Annotated in this window: 14 protein-coding genes and 2 pseudogenes; 6 read left to right on the top strand and 10 right to left on the bottom strand. The window is 56.5% G+C overall.

Annotated features, from left to right (window positions below; all coding sequences use genetic code 11):
* Positions 1-74 precede the first annotated feature (74 nt).
* Entirely contained in the window at positions 75-1,142 is a 1,068-nt protein-coding gene (locus ACA058_RS11725; RefSeq protein WP_497639219.1) for an SCO family protein, read from the bottom strand.
* Positions 1,143-1,327: 185 nt separating this feature from the next.
* Positions 1,328-2,776: a sensor histidine kinase gene (locus ACA058_RS11720; protein WP_497639218.1), complete on the bottom strand. Its 1,449-nt coding sequence runs from the start codon at positions 2,774-2,776 to the stop codon at positions 1,328-1,330.
* A gap of 290 nt (positions 2,777-3,066) precedes the next feature.
* Here ACA058_RS11720 and ACA058_RS11715 point away from each other — a divergent pair, with 290 nt between their 5' ends.
* The 6 genes and pseudogenes from ACA058_RS11715 (at position 3,067) to istB (ending at position 10,528) form a co-directional block, all read left to right on the top strand.
* Positions 3,067-4,413 carry a hypothetical protein gene (locus ACA058_RS11715; protein WP_497639217.1) on the top strand — a complete coding sequence of 449 codons (1,347 nt, stop codon included), beginning with the start codon at positions 3,067-3,069 and terminating at the stop codon, positions 4,411-4,413.
* Between the two features lie 35 nt (positions 4,414-4,448).
* Positions 4,449-6,701, top strand: coding sequence for an Ig-like domain-containing protein (locus ACA058_RS11710; RefSeq protein WP_497639216.1), 2,253 nt, complete (start codon positions 4,449-4,451; stop codon positions 6,699-6,701).
* A 60-nt stretch (positions 6,702-6,761) separates the two neighbouring features.
* Complete coding sequence (locus ACA058_RS11705; RefSeq protein ID WP_497639215.1) at positions 6,762-7,223, top strand: curlin; 462 nt, start codon at positions 6,762-6,764, stop codon at positions 7,221-7,223.
* A gap of 27 nt (positions 7,224-7,250) precedes the next feature.
* Positions 7,251-8,705 (top strand): curlin, encoded by a 1,455-nt coding sequence (locus tag ACA058_RS11700; RefSeq protein WP_497639214.1) that lies wholly within the window; start codon positions 7,251-7,253, stop codon positions 8,703-8,705.
* A 702-nt stretch (positions 8,706-9,407) separates the two neighbouring features.
* Positions 9,408-9,752: pseudogene (locus ACA058_RS11695) on the top strand (IS21 family transposase); the annotation flags it as partial.
* 20 nt (positions 9,753-9,772) lie between these two features.
* A complete protein-coding gene (gene istB, locus ACA058_RS11690; protein WP_024264899.1) occupies positions 9,773-10,528 on the top strand; it encodes an IS21-like element ISPsy14 family helper ATPase IstB in 756 nt (251 codons plus the stop codon).
* Between the two features lie 160 nt (positions 10,529-10,688).
* On the opposite strand, the pseudogene ACA058_RS11685 reads toward istB, so the two are convergent.
* The 8 genes and pseudogenes from ACA058_RS11685 to ACA058_RS11650 form a co-directional block, all read right to left on the bottom strand.
* Positions 10,689-11,123: pseudogene (locus tag ACA058_RS11685) on the bottom strand (RHS repeat-associated core domain-containing protein); the annotation flags it as partial.
* A gap of 480 nt (positions 11,124-11,603) precedes the next feature.
* Positions 11,604-12,863: an IS256 family transposase gene (locus ACA058_RS11680; RefSeq protein WP_497638721.1), complete on the bottom strand. Its 1,260-nt coding sequence runs from the start codon at positions 12,861-12,863 to the stop codon at positions 11,604-11,606.
* Positions 12,864-12,883: 20 nt separating this feature from the next.
* Entirely contained in the window at positions 12,884-13,939 is a 1,056-nt protein-coding gene (locus ACA058_RS11675; RefSeq protein ID WP_497639213.1) for an RHS repeat-associated core domain-containing protein, read from the bottom strand.
* A 199-nt stretch (positions 13,940-14,138) separates the two neighbouring features.
* Positions 14,139-15,245: an RHS repeat-associated core domain-containing protein gene (locus ACA058_RS11670; protein WP_497639212.1), complete on the bottom strand. Its 1,107-nt coding sequence runs from the start codon at positions 15,243-15,245 to the stop codon at positions 14,139-14,141.
* A gap of 481 nt (positions 15,246-15,726) precedes the next feature.
* On the bottom strand, positions 15,727-16,137 hold the full coding sequence (locus ACA058_RS11665) for a hypothetical protein (RefSeq protein WP_497639211.1): 411 nt from the start codon (positions 16,135-16,137) through the stop codon (positions 15,727-15,729).
* A 724-nt stretch (positions 16,138-16,861) separates the two neighbouring features.
* A complete protein-coding gene (locus ACA058_RS11660) occupies positions 16,862-18,004 on the bottom strand; it encodes an RHS repeat-associated core domain-containing protein (protein ID WP_497639210.1) in 1,143 nt (380 codons plus the stop codon).
* Between the two features lie 253 nt (positions 18,005-18,257).
* Positions 18,258-18,575 (bottom strand): DUF6124 family protein, encoded by a 318-nt coding sequence (locus ACA058_RS11655; RefSeq protein WP_497639209.1) that lies wholly within the window; start codon positions 18,573-18,575, stop codon positions 18,258-18,260.
* 973 nt (positions 18,576-19,548) lie between these two features.
* Positions 19,549-20,421 (bottom strand): CsgG/HfaB family protein, encoded by an 873-nt coding sequence (locus ACA058_RS11650; RefSeq protein ID WP_497639208.1) that lies wholly within the window; start codon positions 20,419-20,421, stop codon positions 19,549-19,551.
* Positions 20,422-20,447 lie beyond the last annotated feature (26 nt).

Raw genomic sequence — 20,447 nt, 5'->3', positions numbered from 1 at the left:
CTTTTTCAGCCGCATTCCCGATCAGTGTAGGTGGCATTGACCGTCACAGGCGGCCCAACAAAACTATTTCGCCACTATTGCACCCGCGCCTGGTCGGGTGCCGCGATGGCGTTGTGGTGTTGCGGTTCTTCAGCGCCGAGGGTCAGGGGTGCGGGCAACGGCTGCTGGCGGTCGGTTTCTTCCTGCAGGAACTCGATGATCGACTGCGCCGAGCGCTCATCCAGGCGCAGGTTGGGCATCGGGATCTTGTCGAAGCGCTCGAACAACGCCATGGCAATCGGGTCTTTCTCGGCCAGCATGCGGTCGGGCTCGCGGATCCAGCGGCTCAGCCAGGCCGGATCGCGCTGGCGGGTCACGCCGACCAGGTCCGGACCGATACTGCGCATGCCGATGCCCTGCCCGTCCATCGGACCGAGGCTGTGGCACGACGCGCAACGGGTGCGGAACAATTCTTCGCCGTTGCTCGGCGGGCGGATTTCTGGAGCATTGGCGTAGCTTTCTCCGATGCTCGGTTGTTTCCAGTTATGCAAGGTATTGGCCAATTGATCGGCCAGGATCCACGGGTTCTCGAAGGGTGAGGCTTTCATCCAGCGACCGGTTTGCTGGTTGCCGACGATCAGGCTCAGGTTGTGGTCCTTGCTGCGGCCGTTGTCGACGCCTTCGATGAACAGCCCGAGCTTTTGCCGTAACTCGGTGACGTCGGCGAACTCCCCGGTGAGGAACTTCCAGCCCGGCCCGACCTGGAAGCGTTGCGCATAGGACTTGAGCACCTCTGGGGTGTCGCTCAAGGGATCGATGCTGATGGAATAGAAGAAGATGTCCTTGCCGACCCGGTCGCCGAGCAGTTTCTGCACCTGACGCAGGCGCGCGGTTTCCAGCGGGCAGGAGTCGCTGCACGAAGTGAAGATGAAATTGATCACCACCACCTTGCCCTTGATCAGGTCATCGAAAAAATGCACCTGCCGACCGTCCTGGTCGGTCAGCAGGGTGTTGGGGAAATAGTCGCCACCCCAGGGGGTATCGGCGACAGGAGCGGGTGTCGACGTTGACGGATTGGCGACCAGCAGTTGGCTGGCCAGCAAACCAGCCACCAATATCAGCACCAAGTGCATGCCCAAGGCTTGCGAACGTGCGGTATCCATCACCAGCCGCCTCGAATGTGGGAAGGGGGTGATGGGGGTTTTGCAAGGAGTCGGCCAAATTTGTAACTATTTATACAAAGGTATTAACTCTCAACAAAACAATGGCTTATCAACATCAATTTGCCATGACCGGCAAAAGCGACTGGGGAATGGCACCCGCTACTGGGGAAAGTTCACACCCATTTTCAGGGAACTCGCTTGAACGACAGGCTGACCCGTGTCCCCTCGCCCTCGCGGCTTTCAAGGGCCACCGCCCCGCCAAAGCGTTCAATGATGCGCTTGACCAGCACCAGCCCAACACCGAGCCCGCCCTGCTTGGTGGTGAAAAACGGCCGGAAAGCCATGAGGCGCTGTTCCTCGGTCATGCCTTTGCCGGTATCGCTCACCACCACGCGAACACGCTGAGCATCGATGGGCGCCATCGTAATGGCCAAGGTACCGCCTTCGTCCATGGCCTCCAGCGCATTGGCCAGCAAACTGTTGAGGATTTGCGTCAGCTGCACCTGCTGGCTCAGCACCATCGGTGTCCCTATGGGTTCGAACAGCACATTGACCCGACCCTTGACGATCTGCTGCTCGAAAGCGATGAGGCTGTCGTGCAGCGCCGCCACCAGGTTGACCGGTTCGCCGTCGTCCTTGAGCGGGCGCAAGGATTGCAGCAGCTCCCGTACCCACTTCGACATGCGATCGACCTGGCCGATGATGTCGTTGATGTTCTTGTGCGCCGGGCCACTGTCGAACTCCAGTGCCAGTTCGGCGCTTGAGCGAATGGTCGCCAGGGGATTGCGCAGGCTATGGGCAACGGCTGACGACATCTCGCCCAGGGCCACGAAGGTTTCGTTGGTGATCAGTTGCTTCTGTTGCGTCGCCAGCAGGGTCGCCGCCCGCCGCACGATCCAGTACAGCCCCAGGTAAATCAGGCCGCCGCCCAGGGTCGTGGCCATCCATATCAGCACCAGGCCGCGTTCCATCCGGCTGATCAGGTCCTTGGGCTCCTTGTAGATCTCGACCATCGCCGTGACGTTCTTGCCTTCGGCATCGAACAGCGGAATGTAGTTTTCGATGAAAATGTATTCCGGCGGCGTGATGAACTTCTGTTCCATGCGGGCGTGGTCGACCTCGTGATAACTGGCCGACACGGGCGTCTTCGAGGCGAAGGCCTGGTCCAGATCTTCGTCGGCGTGAATCGTGGTCCCCATCAGGTCCGGGTTGGTCGACCAGATGATCATGCGGTCGGGGGCATAGATGTTGGCCAGGATCACATCCGGCAAATGTTCGACGTGGTCGAGGAACTCGCCCCGGGCGTTGGCACGGGCCAGCGGGTCGACGTCGGGAAAGTCCCGGTCCTTGCGCGGGTCGAGCAACTCGCCCATGGTCCGCACATTGGGAATCGACACATGGCGGACCTCGGCCGAGGCAATCGCCTGGATGAATTGCGACGTCAACAGCGCATCGCGCTCCACGCTTTCGGTAATCACGAATTTGGTCGATACCGAGCCCAACGCCACCGCCACCGTGCCGATCACCGCCATGCTGATGAGCGAAAACCAGCGCAGCAGATTGAACGGCTGTTTGCGCGAGCTCAAGCGAATATCGACCTGGTCGGTCGCCAGTGTCTTTGCAAGCGTGGTCATGGACATTGTTCCCGCGAAACCCCTATAGGTTTATAGCGCACTACTAGCAGTTTGCCCGACCTTGGGGCCTTTCCCTCCCCCACTCCTCCCATCACCCCGCTGCCCCCATCTACCCCCAATGCTGGGGAAAGAGGCCCGCCTCGTCATTTGTCGTCCGACCTTAGAGCGCGTCGCAAACGCCTGTGTACCGGAGCTCGCAGGGACATTTTCGACGGTTGGCATGGGAGTTGCCGAAGACCTCCCAACTGACCCATATCCAAGGGGCAGGTACTCTGATAGAGGGAATACTCATGCACCCTTTACTGTCCAAAACCGCGATCGCCCTGGTCGTGAGTGCAATGGCCCAAGGCGCTGCCCAGGCCGCGCTGTTTGCTGTAGATCCCGGCCCCTACCTGCCAGCCACGGGTGGCTTCGCTTCCTGGTATCAGGACAGCCATGGCCGAACACTCGACCTGTGTCTGTCAAAAGCTGTCAGTTCCAGGGTTGCCAGCGCACCCGGCGCACCCGCCTACATGTGCGTTTTGAATCCGGCTCCTGGGGTTTTCGACGACACGCAGCCCATCGTATTCCCGGGCAACTTTCCCGACGAAACGTTCTGGTTCGCCGGCGACGGCTCAATCGTCGATGCAGCCCGGGGCATCGACCTGACCTATGTCAGTGCCGTGGAGGCCGCCTTCGCCGCTGAAGAACCGATCGAAGGCGATCAGGTAAGTTTCGCCCGTATCCGTATTCGGGTCGACGTGCCCACTGCCGGCGTCTACACCATCACCCACCCCTACGGCGTCGACATATTTGACGTTCCCGCCGGTGGACGCCGCGCGATCAACATGACCCGCGACATCGGCATCGGCACGCCGAAAACCTACGACGGCGCGCTCAAGGGCGACATCGGACCGTTCCTGCGCAGCGTCAACGGCCCCTACACCGAGACCAACCCGGTCACTGGTCAAGCCGAGCAGTTCGTTGGCGATCCGAACCTGTCGGAAGCCTTCACCGGCAGCCCGTTCAACACCAACTACATCCGCATTGAAGGGCCTAACGGACTGGACTTGCGCACGACGGTAATGGCCATTTCCGGCAAGTTGTCGACGGTGGTACGGCCCACTCCGATCATTGCAGAGCGCAGCACTTACTCGCGCAAAGCCGGGCCAAGCGCCCCGGTGGCCCAACAGGACGTGTTCGTGATGGCCCCGCCACCTCCGGCCACCGTGACATTGGACAGCAACAGCCCGGTGCTGAACCTGACCGAGGCTAACACCGCCGGCCACTGGTATGCCCAATCCGCCACCAACCCGACGTTGCCGAGCACCTTGCAGGTCACCGCCGACAACCACCTGGCCATCCCCACCAGCACGCCGACCACGGTGCCCACGGAACTGACCGACCTGGTGGTGATTTCCCGTGCCGAGTACAGCCTCAATGGCGGTCAGCTCACCATCGTGGCCTCGACCAGCGATGAAACCTCACCACCGGTCCTCACCGCCACTTCCGGTACCGGTGCCACCATCGGCGCCCTGAGCGGTGATGGCGCGGAGAAAATCCTCTCGACCGGCATCACGCCGATTCCACCGGCCAAGGTCACGGTGACGTCATCCAATGGCGGCACCGACACCGAAGAAGTGGTCATCGTGCAATGAACGCTCTCATGCCCAGATCCGCATCAGGAGGCATCATGAACAAGTGGCCACGCTTCGCGCTCAACGCGCTCGGGCTGACTCTCTCGCTGTCCGGCAGTGCGTTCGCGCAACTCGCTGCCGTCGACCCCGGCCCCTACACCTTTGCCACGGGGAAATTCCCCATGTGGTATCAGGACAACAACCTGCTGTCGATGGAACTGTGCCAGTCCCGCGCCGTCAGTTCACGGGTACCGAGCGCTCCTGGTGCGCCCTCCTACATGTGCACCCTGCTGGCGGAACCGGGCGTCTATGACGACACCCTGCCGATGATATTTCCGGATAACTGGCCACCGGAAGCGTTCTGGTTCCTCGCCGAGACGGCCATCCCCAACAACGCCGCAGGCTACGGCGTGGATGCCTACGTGGCCGGGATCGAAGCGGCATTCGCTTCGGAAAACCCTGTTGACGGCGATCAGGCAAGCTTCGCGCGGATTCGTATCCGGGTGAACATCCCCACCGCCGGGACCTACACCATCACCCACCCGTACGGCGTGGAAGTCGTCAACGTGACCGCTCCGGGCCGTCGTGCGATCAACATCACTCGAGATATCGGCATCGGCGCGCCCGGCAACTTCACCGGTGCAGTCAACGGTGACATCGGGCCGTTCCTGCGCAGCGTCAACGGTCCCTACACCGAAGTGAACCCGGACACCGGCGCCATCGAAACCTACGTCGGCGACCCGAACCTCACCGAAGCGGTCACCGGCAGCCCCAACAACACCAACTTCCTGCGTATCCAGGGCCCGGCCGGGACCATTGAGACCAGCCTGTTCACCCTGTCCGGCAAAGTCCTCGACAACCGGGCGCAGACCCATGTGGATATCGACCGTGCCACCTACCGCCGCACCTCTTCAGGTCCGGGCACGAGCAATACTCGGGTAGAGATCTTTGGTAAATCGAGCAACGGTTCGAGCCTGTGCTTCCGCGAAACCGTGGCCCTGGTTCCCGGGCCACCGCAGACACCGTGCCTGACCAGCATGCTTGGCGACAACACCGGCCTGTTCTTCGGCCAGCGTCTGACCGGCGCCACCGTGCCTGCGGTGGTGGTAGTCACGGCGACCGACCCGACGGGCACTACCCGTCCGTCTGCGGTATCGAGCAAAGTTTCCGACGTGGTGAAAATCCAGACCGCGCGCTACAGCTGGGACAATCGCAGCTTGCTGATCGAAGCCACCTCGTCTGACGAAGTGGTGGTACCGGACATGGTCGCCCAGGGCTACGGACGGTTGACCAAATCCGGCACCCTGCAAACCCTGACGGTTGCCGACCTGCCGCAGCCACCGGCCAGCGTCACAATCAAATCCGCCTCCGGCGGCACTGACACCGAGCCAGTGGTCGTCGTCGGCACAGCGCCAGACACCGGCGAGAACAAGGCGCCGATTGCCGTCGCCGACAGCGGCAGCACCAGCTTCGGGATCCCGATCACCCTCAGCCTGCTGACCAACGACAGCGACCCGGACGGCAACACACCGCTGAGCATCACCGCGCTGACCCAACCGGCTGCAGAACAGGGCACCGTGGCATTGAGCGGCACGACAGCTGTGGTCTATACCCCGCCCGCCGTGGTCAATGCACCGCTGACCACGACCTTTACCTACAAGGCGCAAGACGTCAAAGGCCTGGCCTCGACCGCTGCGGCGACCGTGACCATCACCGTGGCGCCTAACCAGCCTCCGGTGGCCGTCGCCGACAGCATTGCGACCCTGGGTGTGTCGATACCGATCAACGTGCTGGCCAACGACACCGATCCGGAAGGCAACGTGCCACTCGCCATCGCCAGCTTCACTCCACCACCGGCCGGTCGCGGCACGGTGACCAGCAACGGCACCGTCCTGACCTACAACCCACCGGCCACGGTCACCACGGCATTCACCACGACCTTCACCTACATCGCCCGGGACAGCTTCGGCGCCATGTCGACGTCACCGGCCACGGTCACGGTGCAAGTCTCGCCACGGCCTGCTGCGGAAACCTTCGCAGTGACAGCGGCCACGGTGACGGCCCGTTCCAACAACCGCTTCAACTGGGACTTCACAGGGACTTCATCGGTGACCACCGGCAACACCATCACCGTCCAGGTGACCACGCCGACCGGGCTGGTAACCCTGGGTAGCACCACGGTGCCGCTGACCGGACGCTGGCGCCTGACGGTCAGTAACTCGACCACGGTGATTCCGTCGGCGAACCCGACAGCCACCATCACCTCGTCCCAAGGCACCGTGCGCACGGTGCAGGTCATCGCGAACTGAGTCCTCGCCCCATCGGCCAGGCTGGCTGATGGGGCAAGCCTCTCACCAAAGGACAACGCCATGAAAACGCCGACCGCCGCCCTACTCTGCCTGCTTCTGCTCTGCAGCAGCGCAGGCGTGCGCGCCGACGATCTGATGGAAAACGATGACATTGCCTCTGGCATCGATCTCGGCGAGCTGCCACCTCCAGTGGGCCAGCAAGCCCTGATCGACCAGAACGGCCAGGCCAACGTCGCGCTGCTGCAACAGAACGGCCAGTCGCTGCTCGGCCAGATCGTGCAGTCGGGCAGCAATCAGGAAGCGTACATCCTGCAGCAAGGCAGCGACCTGATGGCATTGATCAACCAGCAAGGTTCCGGCAACGCCGCGTCCATCACCCAAACCGGCAGCCACAACCGCGCGCAGATTTCCCAGAACGGCAACAACAACGACGCCAGCATTGTCCAGGCCGGCACGGGGCAGCAAAGCGCTGTGACCCAAGCAGGAAATGGAATGAGCGTATCGGTCACTCAATATCGCTAAAGCACTGCACCACTTGGAGGTTTCATCATGTTCAAACTGACGCCCCTCACCGCCGCCATCCTGGTCATAGTCAGTGCTCAAGCATTGGCCGACGACAGCGTGTCGACCCAAAACCAGTTCGGTGACACCAACATCGCCGATGTGAAGCAGATTTCGGCACCCCTGAGCACCGCCACCCAGAACCAGTACGGCGCGGGCAACGATGCGGCGGCCGTGCAAGACAACGCCACCAGCACCATCGAGCAGAACCAGGGCGGCAACTACAACGCCGGCTACGCCGAGCAACTGTTCGAAAACAACAGCACCATCATCCAGAACCAGATCGGCGACACCAACGTCAGCCATGCCAGCCAGTCGATCGGGGTCGGCGGTGGCGAGGTCCTGCAACAACAGGAAGGGACCGGCAACTTCTCGTTCATCTACCAGGACAGCCAGGAAAACACCTCCGGCAAAAGCTACCAGTACGGCGACGGCAACGAAGCCAACATCGAACAGATCCAGGTGGGCACTGCCAACAACGCGATAATCATCCAGTACGGCACCGCCAACTACGCCACCGCCGAACAGATCAACCACATGAACGGCCAGATCGACATCAACCAGTCCGGCGGCACCAACTATGCCTACGGCGACCAGCGCTACGGCGAAGGCGGCAACCTGATCATCAACCAGTACGGCGATGGCAACGGCAGCGAAGTCTGGCAGGACACCGAGGTCGCCAGCAAAACTACCATCGACCAGAACGGCCAGACCAACGAAACCATCGTCGACCAGAGCTTCGGCGACCACAACGTCGCCCAGGTGATTCAGGTCGGCGACCTCAACGCGATCTATGCCGACCAGTTCGAGTCCCTGGGCTCGACCGTGACGCTCAATCAACAGGGCATCGGCAACATACACTTCACCTACCAGACCGGTACCGACCATGTGCTCAACGCCACTTCCACGGGCAACGACAACAAGGTCTACGCCAGCAACTGGAAAGGCCCGGCAACGCAGATGGGCGGCCAGTTCGGCACCAACCAGCGCGCCACCGTCAACCAGAACGGCAACGGCAACGTCGCCAACTTCACCCAGAAAAACGCCGGCCACATCATGACCACCAACCAGGCAGGCTACGGCAACAAAACCACGGTCAGCCAGGCCGATTCCTACAACGAGCTGTACTTCGACCAGAACGGCACCGACAACATCCTCATCGCCGACCAGCGCGGCACCAACAACCTGGCCCAAGGCAGCAGCAACGGCACCAACAACACCACCGACTTCAACCAGGAAGGCACCGGCAACCAGGCGTTCACCACACAGCTGTATGGCGAAGACAACATGATCACCATCAAGCAGGCCGACACCATGAACGTTGCCTATGTGACCCAGGGGGGGACTGGCAACATTACCAGCGTGAACCAGAGTGGTATGACCCAGACGGCGAATGTGCAGCAGTTTGGTACGGCTAACAGTGCGACTGTGTTGCAGAAGTAATCGCGCGGGGGGAAAAACCGCGGCTCTTGGGGGAGGGTCGCGGTTTTTTGTCTATCAAGAACATTGTGTAGTTTCATGAAATGAACGTAAATAATTAGTCATTTACTTGAGGAAATTTGGATTTTTTTTTGAATTTTTAGAAAAATTGGCCGACCTAATCTCATCGCGCAACCCCAAAGTCAATAGATAATTTTTTGATGAAAAAACAATTAGCTCTTTCTGATACGCTTGAGCAGCCTCTTGCGTTGGCCTATCAACTTCCGGTGTCACATCATCAAACTTTCCGTTCGATGCATCTCTCAGCCTTCTATCTGAATACCCTAAATAATCATCCGACTCTATGTAATCAAGAACCTTAAGCCGCCCATTATTAGCTTTGGCTTCCCCTCCAACTATTGCGCTTTGTTCTCTTGCCAGAGTCAAATCGACAGCGTATTTTTTGCCCGCCTCCGCGTTTATATTGCTCTGCGCTTTATATATCTTCGCACGCGCATTTACAGCCTGTGCGGGAGTTACTCCCGGCTTCAATGAATGGCGGAGATTTTCGACATCTATATAACCGAATCTAGCGACATTTCTAGCAGCTGCCCGCCGCCCTTTAATTACAAGTTTCGCTGCCAATAAAACAACCTTGAAATTCCGCCCATCTGGATCACTCCTGTTAATTGGATCTCCTGAGCAATACGTGCGGATTCCACGGGCAAAAGTCACCGCGAACATGCCGAATGGACGCCGCAGCGACTGATCCACTGGGCTGAGCAGACCGGGCCGAACACCGCTGGTGTCATCGCCTACATCCTCGAACGCCGGATCCATCCGCAGCACGGCTTCCGCGCCTGCCTGGGGATCCTGCGCCTGAGCAAACAGCACGGCGAAGAGCGGCTGGAAGCCGCTTGCCAGCGAGCACTGGCACTGGGCGCGTGCAGCTACAAAAGCCTGGAATCGATCCTGCGCCAAGGGCTGGAACGGCTGCCGCTGGCCCAGCAAAACCTGCCGTTACTGCCTGAAGAACACATCAACCTGCGCGGCCCTGGCTACTACCACTGACCTGAAAAAGGAGCACCAAAATGCTGCCCAACCCGACACTCGACAAGCTGCAAACCCTGCGCCTGCACGGCATGATCAAGGCCCTTGGCGAACAACACGCAACGCCTGACATCAACGATCTCAGCTTCGACGAACGCCTCGGTCTGATGGTCGATCGCGAGCTGACCGAGCGCGAAGACGCCCGCCTGACTACTCGCCTCAAGGCGGCCCGACTGCGCCATAACGCCTGCCTGGAAGACATTGACTATCGCAGTCCGCGTGGCTTGGACAAGGCCTTGATCCTGCAACTGGGCAGCGGCCAGTGGCTGCGCGATGGTCTGAACCTGATCATCGGCGGCCCAACTGGCGTAGGCAAAACCTGGCTCGCCTGCGCGCTGGCTCATAAGGCCTGCCGCGACGGTTACAGCGTGCGTTATCTGCGCTTGCCGCGCTTGATGGAAGAACTAGGCCTGGCCCACGGCGACGGCCGCTTCGCGAAACTGATGGCGGGTTATGCCAAGACTGACTTGCTGATCCTGGACGACTGGGGCCTGGCGCCGTTTACCGCTGCGCAACGGCGCGACATGCTTGAACTGCTGGACGACCGCTACGGTAACCGCTCGACGCTAGTGACCAGCCAGATGCCAGTGGACAAATGGCACGCGCTGATCGGCGATCCGACCTTGGGCGATGCGATCCTCGACCGGCTGGTGCACAACGCTTATCGGATCGAACTGAAGGGCGAATCGATGCGCAGACGCGCAACGAAATTGACGGCGACAGAGACTTCAGACTAACAATGCAAACCTGCGTCGCTGCGCTCCGACTGCCCGGCCGGATGATCGTGGAACAGGTGGCCGGATGTTGGTGGGCTGGGTGGCCGGATGGCGTGGAATCCGCACAATACGCATACGAATTCACTCCCCCCTTCCCAAAGGGACTCCAACTGTCCGGACTGTTAAACCGCATCAACACCGGGTTAAACGCTCGATAGCCATTACCCAACAAATAATGCCCGGTCACAGGGTCTGGTCGTTCGCCGTTGAAACCCAGCAAGCTGAGCAGTCCATTTTCAGGGCGGCGATGACCATAGGGTGAATAGGCGATGGAATGTCGTGGCTGATTGGCCTTGAGCGTCTGGAGTATCGAGCGTTGTAGATCGGTGGCGAGTAACGTGGTGTCGTGCACATCGTCCTGGGGATGTTGTTGTGCCAACAGCAGGTCGTCGTGCTGGACAATGGCGTGGTGCAGTGCCCCTTGAATTTCGGTGGCCAGGCGACTTTTGCAGTAAAAGCGTTGAAGCGGGGACGCTTTGGATTGGGTGTGGCTGATCAGACGATCCAGAGGATCGTAGCGATAGTGGCAGAGCAGGTTTTGCTGAGGGATAGTCATTGGGTGCTCCGAGCTTTTAAGGTCCGAGCGCTTGAGTATCGGTGATGACGCCAGGGTTGTGACCTAGCAGAACTGATAGCTGCCCTTTCAACCAAAGCAGCATCAACGTCCAGGCGTACACCACTCAGCAGTATGGCGAAGACAACAGGATCAACATCAAGCAGGCCGACACCATGAACATCACCTGCGTCAACCAGAGCGGCTTAACCCAGACGGCCAACGTGCAGCAGTTTGGTACGGTTACAGTGCGACTGTGTTGCAGAAGTAAGCGCATGGCGTAAAAAAACCGCGACTCTTGAGGGAGGGTCGCGGGTTTTTGTGATTTCGCACTGTAGTGAGGATGGTTAATCTCGCTCGGCGATGAAACCGTCACAAAGCCAGTTGATCGTACTGATCTGTAGCCCTCCATCCAGGCTTGGGAGAGTGTCAGATTTTTTGTGTGCGGGCCGGTAACAGCCTGCCGTAAGGCAGGCCTTCATTTCACCAAGTTGGCCTGATGAATCGATCTCCGTACAAAACCGCGAACTGATTCATTGCGTTCTTCCAGTCATGGGCCGGACTGCCCCAATTGGCGGTGATATTTTGCAGTGCCAGCCAGATCAGCTTTGTCGCCGCATCATCGGTTGGAAAATGTCCTCTTGTCTTGATGATCTTGCGCAACTGAGCATTGATGCTCTCGATGGCGTTGGTGGTGTAGATCACTTTTCGTATGGCTGGCAGGAAGATGAAAAACGGGATGACTCGGTCCCAGGCACGCCTCCAGGCAGCAGCCACCGTTGGATATTGTTTACCCCAAGGTCCAGATTCGAAGGCATCTAAAGCCTGCTCGGCAACTTCAGCGTTGAGTGCTTGATAAATCGGCTTCAGGGCTTTGGCCAGTTCGCGACGTTTATCCCAGGCCGCGTAATCAAGGCTGTTACGGATCAAGTGGACGATGCAGGTCTGCAGCGTCGTCTGAGGGAACACCGCACTCAAGGCTTCTGGCATGCCTTTGAGTCCGTCAGTGACAGCGATCAAAACGTCTTCGACGCCTCGAGTCTTGAGGTCATTGAAAACCTTCATCCAGAACTTGGCACCCTCGGTCGTTTCAATCCAGATGCCCAGAATATCTCGTGTACCGTCCGGCAATACGCCCAGGGCTAAGTAAATGGCCTTGTTGCGAACCACCCCCTCGTCACGGATTTTGACCCGCAGAGCATCGAAGAAAATGACTGGGTACATGGGTTCAAGTGGTCGCTGCTGCCAAGCACTGACCTCTTCCAGAACTGCATCGGTGACTGAGCTGATGAAGTCATGGGAGACATCTGTGCCGTATTGCTCCGATAGAAATGCACGAATCTCGCGCACGCTCATGCCGCGTGCATACATGGCAATAATCTTGTCATCGAAGCCGGTAAAGCGGCGCTCGTGCTTGGGGATCAGAATCGGAGCAAAGCTGCCATCGCGGTCTCTGGGGATGTCCAGGCGAAGCGGGCCGTCATCGGTCAGCACGGTCTTGCCGCTCTTACCATTACGCTGGTTGCTCGACTCCTCAGGGCGCTGCGCGCCCTGAGGGTAGCCAAGGTGGTGGCCGAGTTCGGCTCCCAAGGCTCGTTCAATCAGCGCCTTTTTGAACGCCATCGAAGCGTCCTGAATGGCTTCGGCACTCATCGGACCGTTCACGAACTGGTCGATCAGCTCTTTTGGAATGGATGGAAGGTCACGCTGGGCCTCGCGGGCCGGTTTCTTTTTGGTCGGCATACATGCACCTCTTCAACATGTTATGCCCGAACACAAAATTTATGACAGTCCCGACTTGGAGCCGAATCACCATCATAATCCAAAAAAATACTTTCATCACGATCAACTTTGTCAATATACTTCCTCAAGCTTTTGTCTCCCACTACAGACGAATCCAACTTCTTAAATGCAGCAGTACCAATGCCCTGCCTCCGCGGATAATTAAATAACACTGGCTTTCCATCCTCATTGAAAGCTCCAGATGGAGAGTCTGGACTACTAAGATAAGAACTAATCAAATGCTTGTTTTTCTTATGCAAACTTACATGTGACTTCAAATTACTTATCGAAGCCGCCGTTGATTTCTTATTAAGTTGCTTTGAGAGAGCAGCCAAATTATCCATATCAATTTGATCAAGATGACTCGTGATCATTTTAAATACCAAGTCACTCGTGCCTTCAAGTGAGTTTGGCGCGGGTATAGGTATGAATTTGATGGGCGTCACTACGGCTGCTCCAACGGGCTTCGACGAACTCTTGGCTGCCATTAGAATTGCACTCAAACTGTGCCCTGTGGGATCCGAAGCGTTCACCGGATCCCCCAAGCAATATGTATACGAGTTCAACCCACCCTTCCCAAATGGGCTCCAGCTATCTGGACTGTTAAACCGCATCAATACCGCGTTAAACGCCCGGTAACCATTACCCAACAAATAGTGCCCGGTCACCGGGTCTGGTCGTTCGCCGTTGAAGCCCAGCAAGCTGATAAGCCCATTTTCAGGGCGGCGATGACCATAGGGTGAATAGGCGATGGGATGTCGTGGCTGATTGGCCTTGAGTGTCTGGAGTATCGAGCGTTGTAGATTGGTGGCGAGCAACGTGGTGTCGAGCACATCATCCTGGCGCTGCAGTTGTGCCAACAGCAGATCGTCGTGCTGGACAATGGAGTGGTGCAGTGCCCCTTGAATTTCGGTGGCCAGGCGACTTTTGCAGTAAAAGCGTTGAAGCGGGGACGCTTGGGATTGGGTGTGGCTGATCAGACGATCCAGAGGATCGTAGCGATAGAGGCAGAGCAGGGTTTGCTGAGGGAAAGTCATTGGGTGCTCCGAGCTTTTAAGGTCCGAGCGCTTGAGTATCTGTGATGATGCCAAGTTTGTGACCTAATAGAACTGATAGGCGCGCATTCGCAAACAGGCGCTTATCACGCTTCTGTATTGCAACAACATGAGCGCCTTAAAACAGGACAGGGGCATGAACGTGACCCTACCTTTTCCTTTGGATCAAAGCGTCCTCTCCTCAAGAAAAAGAGCGAATTTCATGCATTTTATTCATATATAGTTTCGAGAGCCGAAAAAATTCTTGATAGATCTCACCTATAAAAGGATTATTGAGCTTCTCGAGTTTTTCTTTATACGCGTTAAACGTTTCGATCATTAGCTTATCTCTGCCTGATGACTTAAGGCGCCCCCCTATCCTAATCGGCGGATCAAAAGGTCGAAATCTTTTCTGATTCAATTTTTCCCAAGAGAGCCCAACAACACCATTTTTGTCCTCTCTGAGAAACTCCAACATTTGTAAATATGTATTTTCAGAGGCAGGCTTCCCGGTCATAGCTTCCATCACCCGGCCATCTCGCCTTGCATTACTCAGGTCAAATTCATACTGCCTATTTACGAGCCTACTTGATTCATCAGCGGTCATTTCTCCAAGCTTATAAAACTTTGCCCGATCACTTACAGCTTTTTCGGGACTTATTCCTACTGGCAACTTATATTTGCCATCCATTATCTGGATTACACCTGACCTCTTCACTACATTGACTTGCGCCCGCCTTGACCACACAACAAGTTTAGCAGCGACAACCTTGCTAATCCGCCCAGTCGGATCATATCTATTGATGGGATCCCCCAAACAATACGCATATGAATTAATCCCACCCTTTTCGAACGGACTCATACTGTCAGGGCTGCTAAATCGCATCAACCTGGAATTAAACGCTCGATATCCATTACCCAACAAATAATGCCCGGTCACAGGGTCCGGTAGTTCGCCGTTGAAGCCCAGCAAGCTGAGCAGTCCATTTTCAGGGTGGCGGTGACCATAGGGTGAATAGGCGATGGAATGTCGTTGCTGATTGGCCATGAGCGTCTGGAGGATCGAGCGTTGTAGATCGGTGGCGAGCAACGTGGTGTCGAGCACATCATCCTGGCGCTGCTGTTGTGCCAACAGCAGATCGTCGTGCTGGAAAATGGAGTGGTGCAGTGCCCCTTGAATTTCGGTGGCCAGGCGACTTTTGCAGTAAAAGCGTTGAAGCGGGGACACTTGGGATTGGGTGTGGCTGATCAGACGATCCAGAGGATCGTAGCGATAGAGGCAGAGCAGGTTTTGCTGAGGGATAGTCATTGGGTGCTCCGAGCTTTTAAGGTCCGAGCGCTTGAGTATCGGTGATGACGCCAGGGTTGTGACCTAGCAGAACTGATAGCTGCCCTTTCAACCAAAGCAGCATCAACGTCCAGGCGTACACCACTCAGCAGTATGGCGAAGACAACAGGATCAACATCAAGCAGGCCGACACCATGAACATCACCTGCGTCAACCAGAGCGGCTTAACCCAGACGGCCAACGTGCAGCAGTTTGGTACGGTTACAGTGCGACTGTGTTGCAGAAGTAAGCGCATGGCGTAAAAAAACCGCGACTCTTGAGGGAGGGTCGCGGGTTTTTGTGATTTCGCACTGTAGTGAGGATGGTTAATCTCGCTCGGCGATGAAACCGTCACAAAGCCAGTTGATCGTACTGATCTGTAGCCCTCCATCCAGGCTTGGAGCCTCTTCACCGCCGACACAACGCAATATGGCTTCTCTGCCACATACTCTCGCCTACCACGCTATTCGTTTAACGAACGCAAAAGTTCATCTGCGATGCGGACATACTTCGCTTGCATAGTAGCACGATAATCACCATCATAATCCAAAAAAATACTTTCATCACGATCAACTTTGTCAATATACTTCCTCAAGCTTTTGTCTCCCACTACAGACGAATCCAACTTCTTAAATGCAGCAGTACCAATGCCCTGCCTCCGCGGATAATTAAATAACACTGGCTTTCCATCCTCATTGAAAGCTCCAGATGGAGAGTCTGGACTACTAAGATAAGAACTAATCAAATGCTTGTTTTTCTTATGCAAACTTACAGGAAAAAAGGGGACAGATTTATTTTCAGTGAAAAACGGAAAAAAGGGGACAGATTTATTTTCATTGCATTCAAATGAATCTGTCCCCTTTCTTACATTCAAATGAATCTGTCCCCTTTCTTACACCTTTCTTACAATTGCATTCAAATAAATCTATCCCCTTTCTCAGTCTTCAAATAAATCTGTCCCCTTTCTCAGTCGTCCCCTTTCTCAGTCCTTTCTCAGTCCCCTTTCTTGTTGTCCCCTTTCTTATTGCAAATAAATCTGCCCCCTTTCTTACAGCCCCCTTTCTTACATTCTTAAGCTCGATCACACCTGATTTTTTTCATTAAGTTCGCTAGCCATCGTCTTGCCATAATTAAAGCAAAAGTTACCGAACGAACACTTGTGTGCCCATCTGGATCATATCGGCCAAGAATGCAACGATTACAGGCCCGCGAAGCAGGTCATGCACAGCGCTTCCAACGCACCAGCCTCAAACGCCGGCGGGTGTTGTTACTATGGCGCCTCGGCTTGGAGTACTGGCGCAGCGGACGCGGCGCAAAGTCTCGAAAAACCTTGGAGGGACACGAGCACGCGTTGCGAAACGAGGTGCATCAAGCTACAGGCGTTGGAGTAGATTTGTGGGGATTCCTCAGCGTCTGTCCCCTTTTCCAGTCGCCCCTTTACAGTCATATTCCCAGTCACAACCGGTAGAAGCAACAGGCTAGCCATTTGCGTGGAACCAGGCGACTGTTTTTGCCGCTGTGATTTTAGGCACATGAAAAAACCGCGACGCAGGGGTGCAGCGTCGCGGCTTCAAGCACAGTGCGGTAGTCACTACAAGTCAAAGTTGAGAAAAATACGTTTGTTCCAGTAGTTGTCTGGATGCAGAATTTTCTTGTCGAATAAAGTGAACTGCCACGAGAATTTTCCTTTTTTCGTCCAGCGCCTGATCCGCACCCGGGATAAATCGCCGTAACTCCTCGGCATACTGATTAGCAGCAACAGGACTTGGACGGCTCATCTTTGGCCACTGAGAGTCATATATGCCTCGCCCAGCCTCAGACAGCCTTTGATTAGAATACAACTTCTGCTCTCCCGGCCTTCTCTTTATGTAACCCAGCAAATTAAAGCGATCCCTGTCGACGGACGACATCTTATATAAAAAACTTTCATTATTATTCATCTTCGTGGAATCAGCCAGGTCTCCCATATATTTAGCATCGAGAAAAGTGTGCGCACCTTGACGTTTATGTATATCCTTAATCTCCACAAATGCTTTGACGGCTTCGCTATTACTTATCCCCGGCCTTACCCTATACTCCTTTGGTCCGAGATCCCAAAGTACAAGATTTCTTGTTGTTCCCAGTTTAGATTCAAACTCTGCTTGAGCAGCCACCGCCATTTTCGCTCGACCTCTCCATCTTGCTACCTTTACCGCGACACCAAAACGACTTTGTCCACTTGGATCATTGAAATTTACTGGATCCCCCAGACAATACCCATACGAATTTAGCCCGCCTTTCCCGAACGGACTGAAACTGTCTGGGCTGTTAAACCGCATCAGTACCGGATTAAAGGCCCGGTAACCCTTGCCCAGCAGATAATGTCCTGTCACTTCATCCGGCCGCTCGCCAGTAAAGCCACACAAGCTGCTCAAACCGCTTTCTGCGGGGTGGTAACCGAAAGGTGCGTAGGCGATAGACTGTGGTGGAGGATCTTTTTCGATCGTATGCAACACTGAACGCTGTTGATCAGTTGCCAGCAGAGCGCTACAGAAAACATCTCCCTCGCATCGTCGTTGCGCCAATAATTGGTCTCCACGCTGAATTATGGAATATTGCATTGCCCCCTGAATTTCGGTAGCCAAGCGGCTTTTGCAGTAAAAGCGTTGAAGTTCGGGAGTATTCGCCTGCGTTTGATTGATCAAGCGGTCCAGTGGATCGTAGCGATATTGACAGAGCAGACGATGTGGAGTGGAAGACATGGGGTGCTCCGTACTTTCCGGGGTTGAGAGCTTGAGTATCTGATGTAATGTTGAAGTTGGGTACTAGCAGAACTGATAGGTACATGTTGGTAATGTCGACACCATCAACATCACCAGCGTCCACCAGAGCGGCATGACTCAGACGGTCAACGTGCAGCGGTTCGGTATGGCCAACGGTGCTATCGTGTTGCAGACATAATCGCACGGCGTGAAAAACCGCGGCCCTTGAGGGAGGGTCGCGGTTTTTTTGTGGTCAGCGCTGCGGATCTAGATTATCCAGCGCTCTGTTTACCGCCAAGTCGGCGAGCATGATTACCTGTTGGATGCCCAGCAACATACTGCGTTGCGGTCCGTCTACGAACGTTGCGAAATCGGTGGCCATGATGCTTGCCGAAGCAAGCGATTCGCAGGCGTGGGCCAGCAGGTCTTCGGTGCTAATGTCTGAGGCGATGAGGAACATTGAGCTGGGGTTGTGGGGGGCGGAGGATTTCAGGACGGCGGATTTTAGATGAGGGTTGGAGGCAGGATTTTCGGATTTTGATTCGGGGGGATTGGGGCTGGGCTTGGGCATGGACAATCTCCTTTGATAGATGGACCACCATGACCTATCGCTAAACAAGTAAAGGTGTCAGCTGTACGCAGGTTAGCGATCCGGGGCAAAGGAAACCCGGTAGACACGAAGGTCTCCCACGCACAGCCGCCATGACACAAAATTGCAGACAACGAAGGCTGCACTTAAGTCTGGTCTGGGGCGCTGTAGCGCCTTTGCATGGTGCGGATCGCTAAACCCGGTCGCTGAATTGGCAGCGACACGAAAACGATAAAGACCAGGGACAAGGCGCACAAGCCGGCGGATTCTGGCGTAGTTGTAGGCAATGGCGCAAGGTGATGTAGCCTCGTATTCTTCCTACAGATATTGCTTGGATCGTTTACAGCCGCGAGAGATTGGTCGACTGACAAGCCGCCTTCGCGGGCAAGCCTCGCTCCTACAAAAAAGCGCGCCCATACCGTGATGTTGTGGGCGACATACCCCTGTAGGAGCCTGCGGCGGCGATCCGACTTGCCGGCGAAACAGGAGCTGCGGTGTTGCTGTTGCACCGCGTTATCGTTCTTCGCCGGCAAGGCTGGCTCCTACGGGGGATCTGGTACACCCGCAAAATCAGGTCGGCTCGTAGGCCGCCTCGCTTTTGATTTTGATCTTGCTCTGGCTTTTGATTTGCTTGCCCCGTCGAGAGGCTTCGTTCCGGTTCTGTGCAGTGGGCAAACCGGCATGGATGCCGGTTTAGACGCGCTGGGCCAAGGATGGCCCATCGCGGCGGGCCCTGTAGGAGCGAGCATGCTCGCGAAAAACCTGAGAGCACCGCGGGGTGTCAGGCTCCCCGCGTCATCGTTGACCTCCATCGCGAGCATGCTCGCTCCTACAATAGATCTGGTACAGCCGCGAGCGACTGGTCCGCTATAAGGCCGCCATCGCTGGCAGGCCAGCTCCCACAGTAGATCGGGTACAGCCGTAAGCGACTGGTCGGCTGTAAGACCGCCCCGGTTCACTCATCCTCCCCCTCACCCTCCGGCACCACCCTGTTCTGCGTCAGGTATCGATCCAGCGTCTCATTCTGCGCAGGCACGGAATTATCCCCCGCCACCTGCCACAAATGCCGCTCGATCCCCTGCGCCAGCATATGCCCCACCGCCGCCTCGATCGCCGACAGCACACACAACTGCGCCGGTTCGTTGGTGGTGTAGCCCACCTCGGCTTCAAGCAACTTCTTGAACTCGATGAACTTGAACACCCCGGCACTGCGGGCCACGGAGTAGATGGTCTTGCTGGTCATGACGTTGGACAGCACCTGCCCGCTGCGCACGTCCACCGCCCGCAGGTTCACCGTGACCTGATCGACGCGATACTCCCGAGCGATGTCGATGCCCAGGTAGCGCGCGCCTTCGCCGCCGCTGCGCACGTTGGTGTCGTAGGCGATGATCCCGCCCTCGAGCATCATGTTCGCCGCTTGCAGCGGTGGCAGTTCAGCCTGGATGTTCACCGGGGTATTGGGTTTCTTCTGCGAGGCGCGGATGATCTTGCGCTCGGTCAACAGGTTCTGCAGCCCTTCGCGCTCCAGCACCACGAACCAGCCGCTGGCCTGCAAGGCGTCCATCAGCATGCTCGCCGCGCCCTGGGTGACGCTGGTGGAAAACGAGCTGGCCGGGGTCGGCTTGTATTGCCCGGTCTGGTCGCGGAAGCCGTAGACCACCGCCATCAACCGGCCTTTGGGTCGTGGCATGTTGATCAAGTCGTAGTAAGTCGAGGCCCTTGGGGTCAGGGTCGGGGTTTTGGAGTCCTGCTCCGCCGACATCGGATCTCGCAGACTGCACCCTTGTAATGCTGCCAACATCAGCCCTAGCGCAATTATTTTTTTCATGTCCTTAACTCCCCATTGATCCTATT

The organism is Pseudomonas sp. LBUM1649, assembly GCF_059716155.1.
This window is presented reverse-complemented; position numbering and strand designations above follow the sequence as displayed.